At 65.7% G+C, this 17,905-nt stretch carries 17 protein-coding genes; 11 read left to right on the plus strand and 6 right to left on the minus strand.

Annotated features, from left to right (window positions below; all coding sequences use genetic code 11):
* Positions 1-23: 23 nt before the first annotated feature.
* Together CH268_RS13765 and CH268_RS13770 are read right to left on the minus strand one after the other, a co-directional pair.
* Positions 24-809, minus strand: a complete 786-nt coding sequence (locus CH268_RS13765) for a SigB/SigF/SigG family RNA polymerase sigma factor (protein WP_032368200.1) — start codon at positions 807-809, stop codon at positions 24-26.
* Positions 809-1,240, minus strand: coding sequence for an ATP-binding protein (locus CH268_RS13770; protein ID WP_027497563.1), 432 nt, complete (start codon positions 1,238-1,240; stop codon positions 809-811). Before CH268_RS13770 ends, CH268_RS13765 begins: the two co-directional genes overlap by 1 nt.
* Positions 1,241-1,424: 184 nt before the next feature.
* On the opposite strand from CH268_RS13770, the gene malQ reads away from it, so the two are divergent.
* Both malQ and fdhD read left to right on the plus strand, forming a co-directional pair.
* On the plus strand, positions 1,425-3,584 hold the full coding sequence (malQ, locus tag CH268_RS13775; RefSeq protein ID WP_063216924.1) for a 4-alpha-glucanotransferase: 2,160 nt from the start codon (positions 1,425-1,427) through the stop codon (positions 3,582-3,584).
* A 60-nt stretch (positions 3,585-3,644) separates the two neighbouring features.
* Positions 3,645-4,484 (plus strand): formate dehydrogenase accessory sulfurtransferase FdhD, encoded by an 840-nt coding sequence (gene fdhD / locus CH268_RS13780; RefSeq protein ID WP_094664637.1) that lies wholly within the window; start codon positions 3,645-3,647, stop codon positions 4,482-4,484.
* On the opposite strand, the gene CH268_RS13785 is transcribed toward fdhD, so the two are convergent.
* A complete protein-coding gene (locus CH268_RS13785; protein WP_048318597.1) occupies positions 4,467-5,150 on the minus strand; it encodes a CoA transferase subunit B in 684 nt (227 codons plus the stop codon). The genes fdhD and CH268_RS13785 overlap by 18 nt on opposite strands.
* Positions 5,147-5,896 (minus strand): CoA transferase subunit A, encoded by a 750-nt coding sequence (locus tag CH268_RS13790; RefSeq protein ID WP_179271310.1) that lies wholly within the window; start codon positions 5,894-5,896, stop codon positions 5,147-5,149. The genes CH268_RS13785 and CH268_RS13790 overlap by 4 nt, the downstream gene beginning before the upstream one ends.
* Positions 5,897-6,005: 109 nt before the next feature.
* Here CH268_RS13790 and pcaH point away from each other — a divergent pair, with 109 nt between their 5' ends.
* From pcaH to CH268_RS13820, 6 genes are read left to right on the plus strand one after another with little or no spacing between them, the layout of a single operon-like run.
* The gene (pcaH, locus tag CH268_RS13795) at positions 6,006-6,722 is read left to right on the plus strand and encodes a protocatechuate 3,4-dioxygenase subunit beta (RefSeq protein ID WP_032368462.1); all 717 of its coding nucleotides are present in this window, start codon (positions 6,006-6,008) and stop codon (positions 6,720-6,722) included.
* Entirely contained in the window at positions 6,715-7,353 is a 639-nt protein-coding gene (gene pcaG / locus CH268_RS13800; RefSeq protein WP_094664639.1) for a protocatechuate 3,4-dioxygenase subunit alpha, read from the plus strand. The genes pcaH and pcaG overlap by 8 nt, the downstream gene beginning before the upstream one ends.
* A gap of 42 nt (positions 7,354-7,395) precedes the next feature.
* Positions 7,396-8,742: a 3-carboxy-cis,cis-muconate cycloisomerase gene (gene pcaB, locus CH268_RS13805; protein WP_094664641.1), complete on the plus strand. Its 1,347-nt coding sequence runs from the start codon at positions 7,396-7,398 to the stop codon at positions 8,740-8,742.
* On the plus strand, positions 8,742-9,905 hold the full coding sequence (pcaDC, locus tag CH268_RS13810; protein ID WP_094664643.1) for a bifunctional 3-oxoadipate enol-lactonase/4-carboxymuconolactone decarboxylase PcaDC: 1,164 nt from the start codon (positions 8,742-8,744) through the stop codon (positions 9,903-9,905). The genes pcaB and pcaDC overlap by 1 nt, the downstream gene beginning before the upstream one ends.
* Complete coding sequence (locus CH268_RS13815; protein ID WP_027497571.1) at positions 9,902-10,720, plus strand: IclR family transcriptional regulator domain-containing protein; 819 nt, start codon at positions 9,902-9,904, stop codon at positions 10,718-10,720. Before pcaDC ends, CH268_RS13815 begins: the two co-directional genes overlap by 4 nt.
* The gene (locus tag CH268_RS13820) at positions 10,713-11,924 is read left to right on the plus strand and encodes an acetyl-CoA C-acetyltransferase (protein WP_094664645.1); all 1,212 of its coding nucleotides are present in this window, start codon (positions 10,713-10,715) and stop codon (positions 11,922-11,924) included. The genes CH268_RS13815 and CH268_RS13820 overlap by 8 nt, the downstream gene beginning before the upstream one ends.
* 7 nt (positions 11,925-11,931) lie before the next feature.
* On the opposite strand, the gene CH268_RS13825 is transcribed toward CH268_RS13820, so the two are convergent.
* On the minus strand, positions 11,932-13,824 hold the full coding sequence (locus CH268_RS13825) for a sugar phosphate isomerase/epimerase and 4-hydroxyphenylpyruvate domain-containing protein (RefSeq protein ID WP_094664647.1): 1,893 nt from the start codon (positions 13,822-13,824) through the stop codon (positions 11,932-11,934).
* Positions 13,821-14,711 carry a shikimate dehydrogenase gene (locus tag CH268_RS13830; protein WP_094664649.1) on the minus strand — a complete coding sequence of 297 codons (891 nt, stop codon included), beginning with the start codon at positions 14,709-14,711 and terminating at the stop codon, positions 13,821-13,823. The genes CH268_RS13825 and CH268_RS13830 overlap by 4 nt, the downstream gene beginning before the upstream one ends.
* Positions 14,712-14,820: 109 nt before the next feature.
* Between CH268_RS13830 and CH268_RS13835 the strand changes: the two genes are divergently transcribed.
* The 3 genes from CH268_RS13835 (at position 14,821) to CH268_RS13845 (ending at position 17,835) form a co-directional block, all read left to right on the plus strand.
* Positions 14,821-15,495, plus strand: coding sequence for a TetR/AcrR family transcriptional regulator (locus CH268_RS13835; protein ID WP_094664651.1), 675 nt, complete (start codon positions 14,821-14,823; stop codon positions 15,493-15,495).
* Positions 15,496-15,663: 168 nt separating this feature from the next.
* Positions 15,664-17,025 carry an MFS transporter gene (locus CH268_RS13840; protein ID WP_032368463.1) on the plus strand — a complete coding sequence of 454 codons (1,362 nt, stop codon included), beginning with the start codon at positions 15,664-15,666 and terminating at the stop codon, positions 17,023-17,025.
* Positions 17,026-17,031: 6 nt separating this feature from the next.
* Positions 17,032-17,835: an N-acyl homoserine lactonase family protein gene (locus CH268_RS13845; protein ID WP_094664653.1), complete on the plus strand. Its 804-nt coding sequence runs from the start codon at positions 17,032-17,034 to the stop codon at positions 17,833-17,835.
* The last annotated feature ends 70 nt before the right edge of the window (positions 17,836-17,905 follow it).

A 17,905-nucleotide genomic window follows, 5' to 3' on the forward strand; every position in this document is an offset into this window, starting at 1 on the left:
GTTCCGCGTCGGCTGTGTCCGGTTCAGTCCTCGCCGAGATCCTCACGCAACTGAGCGAGCGTGCGCGCCAGAATGCGCGACACGTGCATCTGCGAAATTCCGACCTTTTCGGCGATCTGCGTCTGAGTCATGGACCCGAAGAACCGGAGCACCACGATGCGACGTTCGCGCTCGGGCAGCTTCTCCAGTGCGGGCCGCACAGCGAGGTAGCTTTCCATCTTCTCGAGTTCCGGGTCGTCGGCACCGAGCGTGTCCATCAGCGGGAGGCGATCCTCGCTCACCACCGAATCGACCGACACGGTCTGATACGCGCTGCGGGCAAGCAGTGCCTGTGATGCTTCCTTGACGTCGATCCCGAGTTCGGCGGCGATTTCGCTCGCGGTCGGGGCGCGACCGAGCTTCTGCGACAACGATCCCACCGCCTGCGAGATCATCGAGTTCAGCTCTTTCATGCGTCGCGGTACCCGTACCGACCAGCCGGCGTCGCGGAAGTAGCGACGTGCTTCGCCCATGATGGTGGGGACGGCGAACGAGACGAAATCCGACCCACGCTCGATGTCGAACCGGTCGACTGCATTGACCAGACCCAGCCTGGACACCTGCAAGAGGTCCTCGTGCGCTTCACCGCGCCCACCGAATCGGCGCGCGATGTGTTCGGCGAGAGGAAGGCAGCGCGTGATGATGCGGTCACGCAGCACGGAACGCTGCGGTGAATTCTCGTCCAGCGCCTGCATCTGCTGGATCAGTGCGACCACGTCGCTGTAATCGTCGGACTCTCGCCGTGTGCTTCGTTCCTGCGGCACCGGCACTAGACCTTGCTCCTCCGCTTGACCACGTCGATCGCGACGGTGCGGCCGGCAACGTCGTCGATCGCGTCGTCGGCGCGGAGTTCGATGGAGTCTGCGAGAGTTTGCAATACGTGCCAACCGAAGCTGTCCTGCTTTGGAACCGACGTCGGAGTCAGCGTGGACGTCACGACGATTCGGATCCCGGCATCGTTGACGGAGAACCTGCACGAGAGTTCCGCGTCGGCGACCGAACCTTTGATGAGCTGGGAGCACACCTCGTCGACGACGAGTTTCACGTCGGCGATGTCGTCGAGAGTGAAGTCACTGAGCACCACGAGAGTCTCCGCGACGGCCCGCACCACCGGCAATTGGTCGGCTTCGGCGCGCACCCTCAGCTCGACCGGTGCACCGGAATCTCGCTCCAGTTCTTCGATCTTGCTGACCCCAGCCATCCGCACTTCCCATCGTCGCCAAGCAGTTCGTTTCTCGTGTGCCGAGCAAGACTACCCAGCGGGGAAGCTTTCAACCCTCGCAGTACACGGGTGTCGCCCCCGGAACACACCGCGGAACGAACCTGCGGTGAACGGCCGACCGGTGCGGGTGACGTGCGCCCGTCGAACTGGCACGATCGACACCGTGGCACATTCGGATGAGGATTACTCGCAGGCCCTACGAACTCTCGCCCAGCGGCTCGGTACGTCGACGTCGTACCGAGGCTGGGACGACACCGAGCACGACGTGAGCGACGCGACCCTGCGGCAGGTATTGGCTGCACGCGGCTACGCGACCGAAACCACCGAGGATGTCGATCGGGCACTGGAGGACATCGAGAACGCACCGTGGCGTCGCCTGCTTCCGCCCGTGGTCGTCACGACCCAGGGCACCGAGGCGACGGTGTGGGTGCATGTGCCACACGGCAATCCGGTGGAAGTGTCGATGGTGTCCGAGGACGGCGACGCCATCGAGGTACCGCAGGCCGACGTCTGGGTCGATCCGCGCGAGGTGGACGGACGGCTGATCGGACGTGCCACGTTCGTGGTGCCCGGCGATGCCCCGCTGGGATGGCACAGCCTCACAGCGACGACGATCGGTGAGGACAACACCGTCCGAACCTCGGACACGGTCGTCGTGGTCACACCGAAGTCGTTGTCGCCCAATGCCGAACTTGCCGACAGGCAACGTACCGGTCTGCTGGCACAGCTGTATTCGGTGCGCTCGACGCGTTCGTGGGGCATCGGTGATCTCGCCGACCTGGAGGACATGGTCGACATCGCCGGCCGCGCGCATGGATTCGACTATCTGCTGGTCAATCCGCTGCACGCCGACCGGCCGACGACGCCCGTGGAGGCCTCTCCGTATCTACCGACCACGCGACGCTTCTTCAATCCGCTGTACATCCGTGTCGAGAACATTCGGGAGACGGCGCTGCTCTCGCCCAAGCAGTTCGGCAAGATCCAGGATGCCGCGGCTCGATTCGACAAGGCGAACGTTCGCACCAAGAAGCTGAACCGGGACGCGACGTTCAAGGCCAAGCTCCGCGCCCTCGAACGCGTCCACAAGGTCGAGCGCAGTCCTGCCCGCGAGTCCGCGTTCCGGGCGTTCGTCGAACGTGAGGGCACCGGGCTCCGGGATTTTGCGGTGTGGAGCGCGCTGGCGGAGAAGTTCGGCCCGAACGATCCCGCATGGACCGATCGCGCAGCGCACCCACGCACCGATTTCGTCCTCGAACAACGCGCAAAGCTGGCCGGGCGCATCGACTTTCACATGTGGCTGCAGTGGATCTGTGACGAGCAACTGGCCGCTGCCCAGCGGGCCGCGCTCGACGCCGGGATGGATATCGGCGTCATGCACGACCTCGCGGTGGGAGTCGCCCGCGGCGGCGCCGATGCGTGGACGCTCGGCGACGTACTGGTGTCCGGAGTCACCGTGGGAGCGCCGCCGGACAACTTCAACCAGCAGGGCCAGAACTGGAATCAACCGCCATGGGATCCGGATCGACTGCGCGAGATGGCCTACGTCCCGTACCGAGACATGCTGCGCACGATTCTGCGTCACGCCGGGGGCATCCGCGTCGACCACATCCTGGGCCTGTTCCGGTTGTGGTGGATTCCGCAGGAGGCCGAGAACGCCGGCGGCGGAACGTATGTCGAATACGACCACGAGGCGTTGATCGGCATCCTCGCCCTCGAAGCCGAGCGCGCGGGCGCGGTAGTGGTCGGCGAGGACCTCGGGGTGTTCGAGCCGATGGTGCAGGAATACCTCACCGAGCGCGGAATCTTCGGCACCTCCATCCTGTGGTTCGAGGCCGATGATTCCGGGCCCATCCCGCCCGAGGACTACCGGACTCTGTGCCTGACGTCGGTGACGACGCACGACCTGCCTCCGACAGCCGGATACCTCGAGGGCGAGCACATCGAACTGCGATCTCGACTCGGCCTGCTCGAGCGCGACATCGATGCCGAAAAGGAAGTGGATTCCCGTGCGCGAGAGGCGGTCCTGGACCTGGCCCGCACCCGTGGATTACTCGCTGCCGATGCCGACAACCACGAGACCGTCGAGGCGTTGCACCGGCTGGTCCAGCGCAGCCCGTCACTGCTGATCGGCGTCGCTCTCGTCGACGCGGTCGGTGAACATCGCATTCAGAACCAACCGGGTACGGACGAGACCCAGTACGGCAACTGGAAGGTCCCGCTCGCCGACTCCGACGGCTCGGCAGTGCTGGTCGACGACCTCGCCGAACACCCGCGATTGGTGTCGCTCGTGCGGGCAATGGCAACCGAGTCGTCGGACCGATGACACGAGGGTCCACAATCGAGGTATGAGCTTTCGACGTCGCCGCGTATCGAGTCGGCACTGATGGGCCGGATCACCGCTCGCAGACCCGTCGTCCGAATACGCGGCGAACACCGAGTCGACCGTCCCGACACCTTGGTGGCGGAGGAACCGATGGAACTGCGCGTCGACGGCAGAGCCCTTGCCGTCACGATGCGTACGCCGGGACACGACGTCGAACTGGCCCACGGTTTTCTGCTGACCGAGGGCGTCATTGCATCGCGTGCCGATATCGCTGCGGCGCGGTACTGCGACGGCGTCGACGACGAGGGCGCGAACACCTACAACGTCCTGGACGTCACGCTGGCACCGGGCGTGGCAGCCCCCGAGACCGGGGTGGAACGCAATTTCTACACGACCTCGTCGTGCGGGGTCTGCGGCAAGGGGTCACTCGACGCAATTCGGTTGCGCACCAAGCATTCTCCTGCTGACGACGACGTCGTGGTGACGTCCGATACCCTTGCCGGGCTACCGGACACCCTGCGCGCAGCGCAGAAGGTCTTCGACACCACGGGCGGCTTGCACGCTGCGGCGCTGTTCACTGCGGACGGCGACATGCTCGTCCTCCGCGAGGACGTCGGACGCCACAACGCGGTGGACAAGGTCGTCGGCTGGGCCACCGAGCACGATCGAGTTCCGCTGCGCGGCACGATATTGATGGTCAGTGGCCGCGCCTCGTTCGAGCTGGCGCAGAAAGCGGTGATGGCCGGGATCCCCATACTTGCTGCGGTGTCCGCACCGTCGTCTCTCGCGGTCGATCTCGCGACCGAATCAGGACTGACGGTGATCGGCTTTCTCCGCGGCCGGTCGATGAACATCTACTCCCGCGCCGACCGCGTCCTGGTGTCAGACGGTATCTCCTGAGTCGTTCCGCAGGCTCCACTCCCTAGCAACATCGACGAGTAGCTCGGCTGCGGTGGCGTTCCTCACCTCGTCCACCGAGATTCCCGGCGCGGTCTCGACGAGGCGCAGTCCGTCGTCGGTGACGTCCAGAACCGCCATGTCCGAGATGATCCTGTGCACGCAGCCCTTTCCGGTCAGCGGCAGAGTGCAGGACTGCAGAATCTTCGGTTCACCCTTCCGGGAGACGTGCTCCATCATGACGATCACGCGACGGGCACCGTGCACCAGATCCATGGCACCACCCATCCCCTTGACCATGTGCCCGGGGATCATCCAGTTCGCGAGGTCGCCGGTGGCGCTGACCTGCATAGCACCCAGCACGGCGACGTCGACCTGGCCGCCGCGGATCATTCCGAACGACTGCGACGAGTCGAAGTAGGACGAGCCGGGAAGCACCGTGATGGTTTCCTTGCCCGCGTTGATGATCTCGGGATCGAGTTCGTCCTCGGTGGGATAGGGGCCGACGCCGAGCACGCCGTTCTCGGAATGCAGAATCACCGAGACGTCGGTCGGAATGTAGTTGGGCACCAGGGTCGGCATGCCGATTCCGAGGTTGACGTACTGCCCGTCGCCGAGCTCCTGCGCCACCCGGGCGGCCATCTGTTCGCGGGACATCTTCTCGCTCATGCTCGTACCGTCCTCTGCTCGATGCCGACCTCGACCGGGCCGACATGCACGACCCGCTGCACATGGATGCCCGGGGTGTGCACCTCGTCCGGACCGATCTCCCCCGGCTCGACCAGGTGCTCGACCTGCGCCACGGTGATCCGACCCGACGCGGCGGCGGGTGGATTGAAGTTCCGTGCGCTGGCATGGAACACCAGGTTTCCGTGCCTGTCGCCCTTCCAGGCGTGGACCAAGGCGTAGTCCGCGACGATGCCGCGCTCCATCACATAGGTGACCCCGTCGAATTCCCGGGTCTCCTTCGGCGGACTCGCCACGGCGATGCCGCCGCTGCCGTCGTAGCGCAGCGGCAAACCGCCGTCGGCCACCTGCGTCCCGACACCCGCGGGGGTGAAGAACGCCGGAATACCGGCACCACCGGCTCGCAGCCGCTCGGCGAGGGTGCCCTGCGGGGTCAGCTCCACCTCCAGTTCGCCGCCGAGGTACTGCCGTGCGAATTCCTTGTTGGATCCCACGTACGAGCTGATCGTGCGCCGAATGCGGTGCTGCGCCAGCAGCACTCCCAGACCGAAGCCGTCGGTCCCGCAGTTGTTGCTGATGGTTTCGAGGTCGGTCGCTCCCTGCTCGAGCACCGCGGCGATCAGGATCTCCGGCACTCCCACCAACCCGAACCCGCCCACGGCGATCGACGACCCGTCGGGGATGTCCGCTACCGCTTCTGTGGCACTGGCCACGACTTTGTCCAACATGGCAGCGACGGTACCCGACAATGTGCGTTATGTGAACAGGTTGCCACCATGCGAACACCTGTATACGGTGGCGAGTGCGCTTGATCACCACGATCGTCAGGAGCTGTCGATGCTTCACCTCCCGCCCGAGTACCGGGACCAGACGGGTGTCCATGCACCACGCGACTTCGCCGAGTACCGGACCACTGCCCTGCGGCATCCGGCGCAGCCGTTGACGCTTCTCCCCCAACGACTGACCGAGATCACCGGTCCGGTTCTGGGCGAGGGACGGGTCACCGACTCCGACGCCGACCTGACGCTCGCGCGAGGTGGTGAAGCTCAGGGTCAACGCATCATCGTGCACGGACGAGTGCTCGACAGCGACGGCAGAGCGATCCCGAACACCCTCGTCGAGGTCTGGCAGGCCAACGCGGGCGGGCGTTACCGACACTCGGGTGATCGCTGGCCTGCACCTCTCGACCCACATTTCGACGGCGTGGGCCGAGTACTCACCGATGCCGACGGCCGATACCGGTTCACCACGATCAAACCGGGCGCGTACCCCTGGGGCAACCACCACAACGCATGGCGGCCTGCCCACATTCACTTCTCCCTGTTCGGTCACGCATTCACCCAGCGGTTGGTGACGCAGATGTACTTCCCCGACGACCCCATGTTCTTCCAGGATCCCATCTACAATGCAGCCCCCGAAGACGCGCGTGCTCGCATGATCAGCACCTTCGATTACGAAGCAACACAACCGAACTGGGCTCTCGGGTTCAAGTTCGACATCGTTCTGCGCGGACGCAACGCCACCCCGTTCGAGGAGGACGACCACGATGACTGACCCCGAGTTCGCTCCCCGGTACCCGGTGGTGACCGGTGCCGATTTCACCACCGCACCGTTCGGTCAGACGCCCTCTCAGACGGTCGGGCCCTACGTCCACATCGGTCTGCTGTGGCCGGACGGACAGGACGTGGTATCTCCCGGCACCGCCGAGGCGATCACCCTGACGTTCACCCTCGTGGACGGGGCTCGTCAACCGGTGTCCGACGCCATGATCGAGACCTGGCAGGCCGACTCCGACGGTCGCTTCGACCATCCGGACGATCCACGGGGTGCCGTGGCACCACGTGTCGCAGGTTTCCGCGGCTTCGGTCGAGCATTTGCCGATGCACGGGGAACGATGACGATCACGACCATCAAACCGGGGCCGTTGCCCGCCGAGAACGACCTCGTCGAAGCACCCCACATCGACGTCGGAATCTTTGCCCGCGGAATGCTCGAGCGGGTCGTCACGCGGATGTACTTCCCGGACGAGGCCGAGGCCAACGAAATCGATCCGGTGCTGTCCGCCTTGCCCGCCGACAAGCGGGCCCGACTCGTCGCCACCACAGTGGACGGCGGCTACCACCTCGATATCGTGTTACAGAACACCGATCCGGACGGAGACGAGACCCCGTTCTTCGCGCTGTGATGCACGCTCCCGAACTGATCGACGATGCGGCGAAAGAGGACCATGGCTTCCGATAGAGGGGCACTGTTCGATCCGACATTCGGCAGCGAGCTCATCGCACCGATCGTCGGCGACCGAGGCTGGGTTCGGGCGATGTTCGACGTCGAGGCAGCCCTCTCCCGGGCCGCTGCCTCGGTCGGCGTGGTCGACGCGAAGCATGCGGACATCATCACCGCGGTCGCGGCCGAGTTGGGTGAATCTCTGGACATCACAGCACTCGGAGCGGCTGCAGCGGCCGGTGGGAATCCGGTGATACCACTGGTGAAAGTGCTGCGAAACGCGGTGTCCGAGCGCGGAGTTCCTGCTGCTGCAGTGCACCCCGGGGCGACCAGCCAGGACATCATGGACACCGCGTCCATGCTCGTCGCACGTGACGCACTCACGGTCGTCGAGGCGTCGCTCGGTGATGCACATACCGCGGCGCGAGGCCTGGCGCTGGCGCACCGAACCACTCCTATGGTCGCGCGCACCCTCGGCCAGCAGGCGTTACCCACTACTTTCGGGCTGGTGGCCGCCAATTGGGCTGGGGCGCTGCATCGTTCGAGTCACCGTCTCGCTGCGGTTCGGCGGTCGTGCTGTGTGCAATACGGTGGTGCCGCCGGAACGATGGCCGCCGTACATCCGCACGGTCCGGCCATTGCCGCCGCGCTCGCGGACGCCCTCGGTCTGGCACCACAGACTGCGCCCTGGCACACCGACCGCGTCACCGTCGCAGATCTGGCGTGCGCGTTGGGTATTGCCGCGGGCTCCATTGCGAAGATCGCCGGGGACATCGTGTCGATGTCCGCCACCGAACTGGCCGAGGTGTCCGAGAACGCGCCGGGAGGTTCGTCGGCAATGCCACACAAGCGCAACCCGATCGCCGCCGTCACCGCGCGGGCTGCGGCCCGACGGGTGCCGGGAGCCGTTGCGACAGTGCTGGCGAACATGGACCACGAGCAGCAGCGCGCCGCTGGACCGTGGCACGCCGAATGGGAAACCGTCACCGATCTGCTACGCCTCACCGGCGGCGGTGCGCATCGTATAGCGACGAGCCTGACCGGTCTGCATGTGCATCCGGATGCCATGGCGCGCAACCTCGAAGCGACGGGTGGTGCACTTCTCGCCGAACGGGTCACGGCGGCGCTGGCACCGCACACCGAGCGCGCCCGCGACATCGTCACCGACCGATGCGCAGCAGGTGCGCCACTGGATACGGATCCCGCCATCACCGCCTTCTTGACGCCGGCGGCGGTGCGCGAGATGTTGGATCCAGCAGGCTATGTGGGTCACGCACCCGACTTGGTCGACGACATCCTCGCTGCGTGTGCACCGGACACCGAACGCCCCACGGATTCGAAGGACATCTGATGACAGTCACTCTGGCTCACCACCGCACCGAGGGGCCGCACCCCGGTGCGGATACCGTCGTGCTGATCGGCTCGCTCGGCTCGGACCGATCGATGTGGGACCCGCAGGTGGGCGCACTGTCGGCTTCCGTCCACGTGTTGACGGTCGATCTACGGGGACACGGTCGATCACCGGTACCCCCCGGCCCCTATTCCGTGGCCGATCTCGCCGGTGACGTTCTTGCACTGCTGGATTCACTCGCTCTGGAACGCGTCCACGTGGTCGGACTCTCCCTCGGCGGTGCCGTCGCTCAATGGATTGCGATTCATCGCCCCGAGCGGGTGCGCACTCTGACACTGCTGTGCACGTCCGCCAAGTTCGGTGAAGCCGCTCAGTGGATCGACCGTGCCGCGACCGTCCGCGCCTCGGGGACAGCAGCACTCGCAGACGCTGTACTGGCACGGTGGTTCACGCCCGAACTCGCCGCCCGCGACACCGATCTCGTCGCACGGTGTCGACGCATGATTGCCGAGACCTCCGACGAGGGGTACGCGGCCTGCTGCGAGGCATTGTCCGAGTGGGATTCTCGCGCGGACCTCGCCAGGATCGCCGCTCCCACCCTCGTGATCGCGGGCCGACAAGATCCGTCGACCACTCCGGACGATCTGCGCTTCATCGCCGACGGCGTTGCAGGATCGACGTTCCTGACACTCGACCCGGCCGCACATCTGGCGAACGTCGAACAGGCAGGCCGCGTCACGGCGGCCATTGCCGCTCACGTCGGAGCGGATGCGTACTCCGCCGGACGGTCCGCGGCGCACGACACCGGAATGGCAGTGCGGCGCAGTGTGCTCGGTGACGCCCACGTCGACCGCAGCGTTGCAGCGAGGACCGAATTCACGTCCCCGTTCCAGGATTTCATCACCCGAACTGCGTGGGGCGACGTCTGGGCTCGTCCTGGACTCGACCACCACACCCGCCGACTGCTGACTCTGGCCGTTCTGACGGCCCTGGGTAACCACCACGAACTCGACATGCACATCCGAGCGGCGTTGCGTGCCGGTATCGCACCCGACGAACTCGCCGAGGTGTTCTTGCACACCGCGGTCTACGCGGGAGTACCGAACAGCAACAACGCTTTCGCATTGGCTCAGGCCGCCATCACCGAGAGCGAAACCTCGTGAGTGCCGCGGACACACCGCCGTCCTCGGATTACGTCCAGTCTCTCGGACGCGGCTTGGCAGTGATCAGAGCCTTCGACGGCGAGCATCCGCGTCGAACGCTGGCCGACGTGGCCCGCGCGACCGACCTGACTCGCGCGACCGCCCGGCGGTTTCTGCTCACACTCGTCGAACTCGGATACGTGCGTACCGACGGCTCGATGTTCTGGCTCACCCCGCGAGTACTCGAATTGGGGTACAGCTACTTGTCGAGTCTTTCGCTCCCCGAGGTCTCGGGTCCCCATCTCGAGGCGCTCGCCGAACGAGTGCGTGAATCGTCCTCGGTGTCGATACTCGACGGTGACGATGTGGTGTACGTCGCCCGGGTTCCGGTCAGCCGCATCATGACCGTCGGCATCAACATCGGCACCAGATTTCCGGCGTTCGCGACCTCGATGGGCCGGGTGCTGTTGGCCGGTCTTCCCGAGGACGAGCTGGATGCGTACCTGGAGCGAGTGCGGTTGACGCCGTTGACGGGCAAGACCATCACGACCGCGGCCTCGCTCGCGCGGGAACTCGAACGAGTGCGGGTCGACGGCTTCTGCCTGGTGGACCAAGAACTCGAAGAGGGACTGCGTTCGATCGCCGCACCCATCCGCGACAGCGCCGGCGTGGTTGTCGCCGCAGCCAACGTCTCGACCCAAGCTGCACGTCATTCTGCGGACGCCGTGCGCGCCGAACTACTCCCGGCCTTGCTCGACGCCACCCGCGCCATCGAGACCGATCTGCTCCGGGTGAGTACCGGAGCCAACGACAAGCGAGGAAACACCCATGCCTGAAGCCGTGATCTGCGAGCCCCTGCGTACCCCCGTCGGCCGTTTCGGTGGCCAGTTCCGTGACATTTCCGCCCAGGCCCTCGCTGCCACGGTCATCACCGAACTCGTTGCGCGAACGGGTATCTCCGGAGCGGACATCGACGACGTGATCCTGGGCCAGGCGTCACCGAACGGTGATGCACCGGCCATCGGTCGAATCGCCGCCCTCGACGCCGATCTCGGCATCGATGTGCCCGGCATGCAGATCGACCGACGTTGCGGCTCCGGCCTACAAGCAGTACTGCAGGCGTGCATGCAGGTGCAGTCCGGCGGCAACGACCTGGTTCTGGCAGGCGGCGTCGAAAGTATGAGCCAGACCGAGTTCTACGCGACCGGCATGCGGTGGGGCGTCAATGCCGAGGCGGTCGCCCTCGCCGACCGACTTGCGCGGGCCCGAGTGACGGCGGGTGGCAAGAACTTTCCGGTGCCCGGCGGCATGATCGAGACCGCCGAGAATCTTCGCCAGGAGTTCTCCATCAGCCGCGCCGATCAGGACGCGCTGGCCGTGCAGTCGCATCGGCGGGCGGTCGCCGCGCAGAACAGCGGCGTGTTCGCCGAGGAGATCGTGGGTGTGTCTGTTCCCCAGCGCAAGTCGGAACCGGTTCTGGTCTCGACCGACGAGCATCCACGGGCCGACACGACCGTGGAGTCGTTGGCGAAGCTGAAGGCAATCCGTGCATCGATCGATCCCGAGTCGACGGTCACCGCGGGCAATGCCAGCGGGCAGAACGACGGTGCCGCGATCGCCATCGTCACCACCCCCGAAAAGGCTGCGGCGCTGGGACTTCGACCACTGGCGCGGCTCGCGAGCTGGGGCGTTGCCGGAGTCGCTCCGCGCACGATGGGAATCGGCCCGGTGCCCGCCAGCGAGAAAGCGCTCGGACGCCTCGGGCTCACTCTCGACGACATGGGCGTCATCGAACTCAACGAAGCCTTCGCCGCCCAGGCGCTCGCCGTGACTCGGTCCTGGGGTATCGAGTCGGACGACCCGCGGTTGAATCCGCACGGTTCCGGCATCTCGCTCGGCCACCCGGTCGGGGCCACCGGTGCCCGAATCCTTGCCACCCTGCTCCGTGAAATGGACCGCCGAGAAGTCCGCTACGGACTCGAGACGATGTGCATCGGCGGCGGACAGGGCCTGGCCGCGGTGTTCGAGCGACTGTCCTGATCGCTACTCACTGCTGTAGTTGCGCAGCCAGGCGCACAGCCGAGTTGGTCTCCCCGTAGCCTTCGTACCCGCCTACCCGCTGCACCACCTCGAAGAAGAGGTCGTCGCCCACGGTGCCGGTGAAGAAGTGGAAGAACTCGCCGCCTGCGGAGTCGGCGTCGTACAGGATGCCGAGCCGCTGCATCGCGTCGAGGGTGTCCGGACCGAGGCCGAACCGTGCGTTCAGGTCGCGATAGTAGTTGGGCGAGATGCGCAACGGCGTGAGACCGCGTTCGGTCATTGCATCGGCCGCGGCGTAGATGTCCTCGCATCCGAACGCCACATGTCCGACGCCTCCGCGGCGGGCGGCGGGCAGGGGGTCGGCATCGGATGGGCGACCGGGAACCATGTTGAGCGACAGGCGAATGGTGCCGTTCGTGGTCGTCAGGGTGAGGGCCTGGCTTCGTACCAGTCCGATCGCGTCCACGACGTCCTGACCGTCCCGGGGCACCATGCCGAACACCGAGCGGAGCAACAGCATCACGCCGTCCCAGCTTTCCGCCGGGACCGCGAGGGCGATGTGGTCCACGTGCGAGACCAGGGGCTTGTCCTGCGGCACAGGCACTCTGGGAGCAAGGTCGAATGCGGACTGCCAGGCACCGGCGCTGTCTCGGGTGCGTAGGTCGAGCGAGGTTGCACCGGTGACGGCGAGCCGCACCACCGCGTCGGTCGCGTCGGCCACGCCCGGCATGGTGACCGTCGAGGCGGGGACCCCCAGAGCGCGGGCTCTGGTCAACCACAGATCGGGCCGCTCGCTGCGGACCCCGATCTGGGCCAGTGCGGGCAGGTGGGCGGGGACGCCCGGTGCCGTCCACAGGGTGTCGACGGTCGTGTCGACCGCGACGGCGAGTGGGCCCTGGGTGAACAGCGACAGTCCGTGTTCGCTGTGCGCGGCGGCGAGGTCGAAGCCGAGGTGACGCAAGGTGGTACCCAACTGGGCGGCCTTGGCAGGGCCCGCGGCGATACGTAGGGACACGATGTTCTCGATCGGGCCGGGCGGAGGCGGGGAGAACAGATCGGGATTCGGCACGACGGTGTCGACGCCGCGGACCTGCTCCTGCAGGTGGAGCAGCGAACGGTGTGCGTCCGACGCCGTTCGGCCGGTGTCCGAATGCCGGAAGACGTCGTTGAAGATCTCGAGCGACCACGGGCCCGTGTAGCCCGAGGCCACGACGTCGGCTCCGAAGGTTGCCAGATCGAAGTTCCCCTGACCGGGGAAGCATCGGTGATGGCGACTCCACTGCAGGACGTCCATCACCAGGTGCGGGGCGTCGGCCAGCTGCAAGAAGAAGATCTTCTCGCCGGGTATCTCGCGGATGCCGGATGGGTCGTCGCCGCGGGAGAGGATGTGAAAGCTGTCGAGACAGGTCCCGAGCGCTGGATGGTCGACCTGCCGGACGATGTCCCAGGCATGACGGTAGGTGTCGACGTGGCTACCCCAGGCGAGCGCTTCGTAGGCCAGCCGCAGTCCGCGGCGATGTGCACGCTCGGCGAGAGTTGCCATCTGTTCGATCAACTTGTCGTCCTCGCGCACTGCACCGGCCAACGGTGACGAGCAGACCAGCAGCAGGTCGCATCCCAGCTGTTCCATCACGTCGAATTTGCGTTCGGCGCGAACGAGGTTGCGCGCGAACTGTTCCGGGTCGTCGGAGTCGGCGTCACGGAAGGGTTGGTAGAGATCGACGGTCAGACCCAGGTCTGCAGCCTTCTTCGCAACGTCAGCAGGCAGGTCCGGTGAGCTGATCAGATCCGGCTCGAACACCTCGAACCCGTCGAACCCGGCTTCGGCGATGGCGCGCATCTTCTCGTCGAGAGACCCACTGAGCGAGACAGTGGCCACCGACGTGGCAATGGCCGTCATGCGGAGGCCCCGGCGGCAGCGACGCGATCTTCGCCGTCGATGAGGGTGCCCATGTGCGCGATCATCCGATCTGCGTTCGCAATTCGGCCGGTGAATATCTCGAAGGCGTCCGCTGCCTGGAACACGGCCATGCCGGTGCCACTCAGGGTTCGGCACCCCGCTCGCGCTGCCTGCATGAGCAATTCGGTCTCGGCCGGCCTGTACACGACTTCCGAAACCCACATCTGCGGACGCAGAAATTCCTGCGGCACAGCAGATCCCGGGTGCTCGAGCATTCCGACCGGCGTTGCGTGCACCAGCCCCGACGCTGCGCTCAGCACGTCGCCGAGCCGATCGAGTCCGGTCGAGAAGATCTCGGACTCGGGGAACATCGAGGCCAGCGAGTCTCGGAGTTGCTGCGCCCGAGAACGATCGGCATCGACGAGTGTCAGCTTGGCGGCTCCCCGGCGTGCCATTGCGTATGCCACGGCCGCACCTGCTCCCCCGGCTCCGAGTTGCACCACATCACTCAGATCGGCTCCCGGTAAGCCACGTCCGAAATTTCGGTCGAACCCGGACCAGTCGGTGTTGTGACCGATCGCGCGCCCGTCGGAGAACACAACGGTGTTGACGGCACCCAGACGCGCGGCATCCTCCGAGAGATCGTCGAGGCAGTGAAGAACCCGTTGCTTGCACGGGTGGGTGATGTTGAGGCCGCGAAATCCGAGGTCGGCTGCCGTGGCCACCAGACGCGGTAGGTCGTCCACGGTCAGCCCGCGCCGATCGAGATCGATGATGCGATAGAGGTAGGTCAGACCGTGCTCGGCACCCTCTCGCTCGTGCATCGCGGGCGTGAGCGATTTGCCGATACCCGTCCCGATCAGCCCGCAGAGCAGGGATTCCGGCATGTCGATCTCCTCGAGCTTTAATGTACTAATTGGTGAGTTAGCTCGACGGTACTACGGTGACGGCACGCACACACCCTTTCTCCGCAATTCGCGGCGATAGAGTCGACCCATGGCTCCGCGTACAACCGACACCTCCGACGACAGCGGACCGGCCGTCAAACGTCGGCGCAACAGCGATCTGACCCGACACAACATCCTCGAGGTAGCCACGGAGGAGTTTGCGGACAAGGGCTTCGCCGGCGCACGCATCGACGAGATCGCCGAGCGAACACACACGACCAAGCGGATGCTGTACTACTACTTCACCGACAAGGAAGGCCTGTACAAGGCCGTTCTGGAGCGGTCCTACCTCCGCATCCGCGAGCGCGAACGAGCCGTGGACGTCGAAGGACTCGGTCCGGTCGAGGCGATCCGCGCCATCGCATCGCTCACCTTCGACCATCACGAGCAGAACCCGGACTTCATCCGGCTGGTATCGACCGAGAACATTCTGCGCGGCGAACACATCGGCACCTCCGAGGCGCTGAACAATCTCGGCAATCCCGCCGCCGAGCTGTTGGCCTCCATTCTTGCGCGCGGGCAGGCAGACGGGCTCTTTCGAACCGATGTCGACGCGTTGGACATCCACATGGCGATCAGCAGCTTCTGCGTGTTCCGGCTGTCCAATCGATACACGTTCGAGGCACTGTTCGGGCGCGACCTCACAGACCCGGCGCACCGCACGCGACTGCGGGCCATGCTCGGCGACATGATCATCGCGTTCCTCACCTCCACCGACGCCTGACACCGAGATCGAGCGACCCGCATCGCATCGGGGGTTGACACGTGGCATGGATCACGTTCAATATCTAAGAGCGCCTGGAGTTAACTATTTCGTACATTAGCGACCGCTCAGGTCGTGGATGTCGAACTGTGCGCCCGGCTTCCCGTCACACGAAAAGAGACGACACCGATGGATCCCCTCACGTCCGGTCACCCGCCCCTGCGCCCCGGAGCCAACCCGCGCAAAGCCGCGACCGCGGCCTGGGTGGGCAGCGCCCTCGAGTACTACGACTTCTTCATCTACGGCACCGCCGCTGCGCTGGTCTTCGGCCGCGTGTTCTTTCCCGGTTCCAACCCCGCCACCGGAACGTTGTTGGCCCTGGCGACTTTCGGGGTCGGATACCTGGCCCGCCCACTGGGCGCATTGGTGCTCGGTCACATCGGTGACCGTTACGGCCGCAAGAAGGTCATGGTTGCTACCGTCCTGCTGATGGGAGTCGCCACTCTCGGAGTCGGCGTCCTTCCCTCGTACGAATCCATCGGCCTCGCGGCCCCGATAATCCTGGTCCTGCTGCGCCTGGCCCAGGGCTTCTCTGCGGGCGGTGAGCAGGCGGGCGCCAACTCCATGACCCTCGAGCACGCACCCGACCACCGACGGGCGTTCTTCACCAGCTTCACCCTCAGCGGCACCCAGGGCGGTCAGATCCTTGCCACCGCAGTCTTTCTCCCGGTCGCCATGCTCCCCGAGGACCAGTTGCTCAGCTGGGGCTGGCGAATCCCGTTCTTCCTCAGCGCCTTCGTCGTTGTCGCCGCATTCCTGATCCGGCGCTCGCTCGACGAGACCCCCGTCTTCGAGGAAGAGGTGGCGTCCGCCGAGCCGCAGCGTCTCCCGCTGACCGAACTGCTGTCCGAGCACTGGCCCGCCGTTCTTCGAGTCATGTTTGCCGCCGTGATCGCCTCGGTCAGTACGATATTCACCGTCTATGCGCTGTCGTACGCAGTCAACACGGTCGGCCTGGAACGAACTCCGATGCTGTGGGTCGGCGTACTCGCCAACGTCGTCGCGCTGTTCGCACTCCCGTTCTTCGGGTCGCTGTCCGATCGCGTCGGTCGCAAGCCGGTGTTCCTGTTCGGATCGATCGGTTGCGCAATCCTCATGTTCGGATACCTCTGGTCCATCTCGGTCGGAAACTACGCGCTCATCTTCGTCTTCGGCATCGTCATGTTCGGTTTCGTCCACAGCGCGACGGGCGGTGTCTGGCCCTCGTTCTACGGCGAGATGTTCCCGGCTCGGGTACGTCTGACCGGAACTGCGCTGGGTACGCAGATCGGTTTCGCCATAGCAGGATTCGCGCCCACCATTGCCGGTGCCATCGCCGGGGCCGAGATCGGTGCGTGGTTGCCGGTCGCCATCGTCACCGCCGTGTTCTGCGCCGTCAACGTTGCGATCGTGTCCACGTCCAAGGAGACCTATCGCACGCCCACCGACGAGCTCGGACGATCCACTCGAACGACTCGGCGCGAGTCGGTCGCTCGTACGACGTCGAACTGACCCGCGATGATCGACGGACTGCGACCGGACCGCAGCGGTGAATGGCGTGTGTACGCCGTGCGCTATGCGAGCCGAACATCCCTGCGCAGCACGCACTTCCACTATGCGGACGAGCGCGGTCACGAGCCGCACCCCACCGCGTACTACGTGTGGCTCGCGCTCTCGGACACCGAGACCGTCCTCGTCGACGCCGGTCTCGCACCGGCGACGGCGTCACGGATGAGGGGACTGGACTACGTCGGCTCCCCCGTGGACCTCATCGGAGAGCTGGGAATCTCCCCCGGTGACATCGACGTATGTGTGCTGACCCATCTGCACTACGACCACACCGGAGTCGTCGCAGATCTGCCGTCGGCCCGCTACGTCGTCCAGCAGAAAGAGCTCGACTACTGGAACGGTCCGTGGGCGACCCGCGTCGGGCAGGAACGCTGGTTGCACTCGCGGTCCGACATCGACCACGTCACGGGAAGTCCGCGTCTCGACATCGTCGACGGCGACCGCGAACTGGCACCGGGACTCTCGGTGCATGCGGTGGGCGGACATACCGCGGGCATGCAGGTAGTCAGCGTGCACACCGAGCGCGGGACCCTGGTGCTGGCGTCGGATGCGAGTCACTTCTACGAGAACATCGAATCCGACAGTCCTTTCGCGATTCTGCACTGCCTGCCGGACATGTTCGGCGCGTTCGACCGGATCAAGGAACTCGCCGACAGCCCCGAGCATGTCGTGCCGGGCCACGACCCGTTGGTGGCGCAGCGGTGTGCTGCGGTCGACCCGGACCTGCACCCGCACATCTCGGTCCTCGGCTGACACCCTCGATCGAGAACCTCCACAACACAGAACGAGCCCCGATCATCGCGTTCGATGATCGGGGCTCGTT

Source organism: Rhodococcus sp. 06-1460-1B (assembly GCF_002258475.1).
GTDB lineage: Bacteria > Actinomycetota > Actinomycetes > Mycobacteriales > Mycobacteriaceae > Rhodococcoides > Rhodococcoides fascians.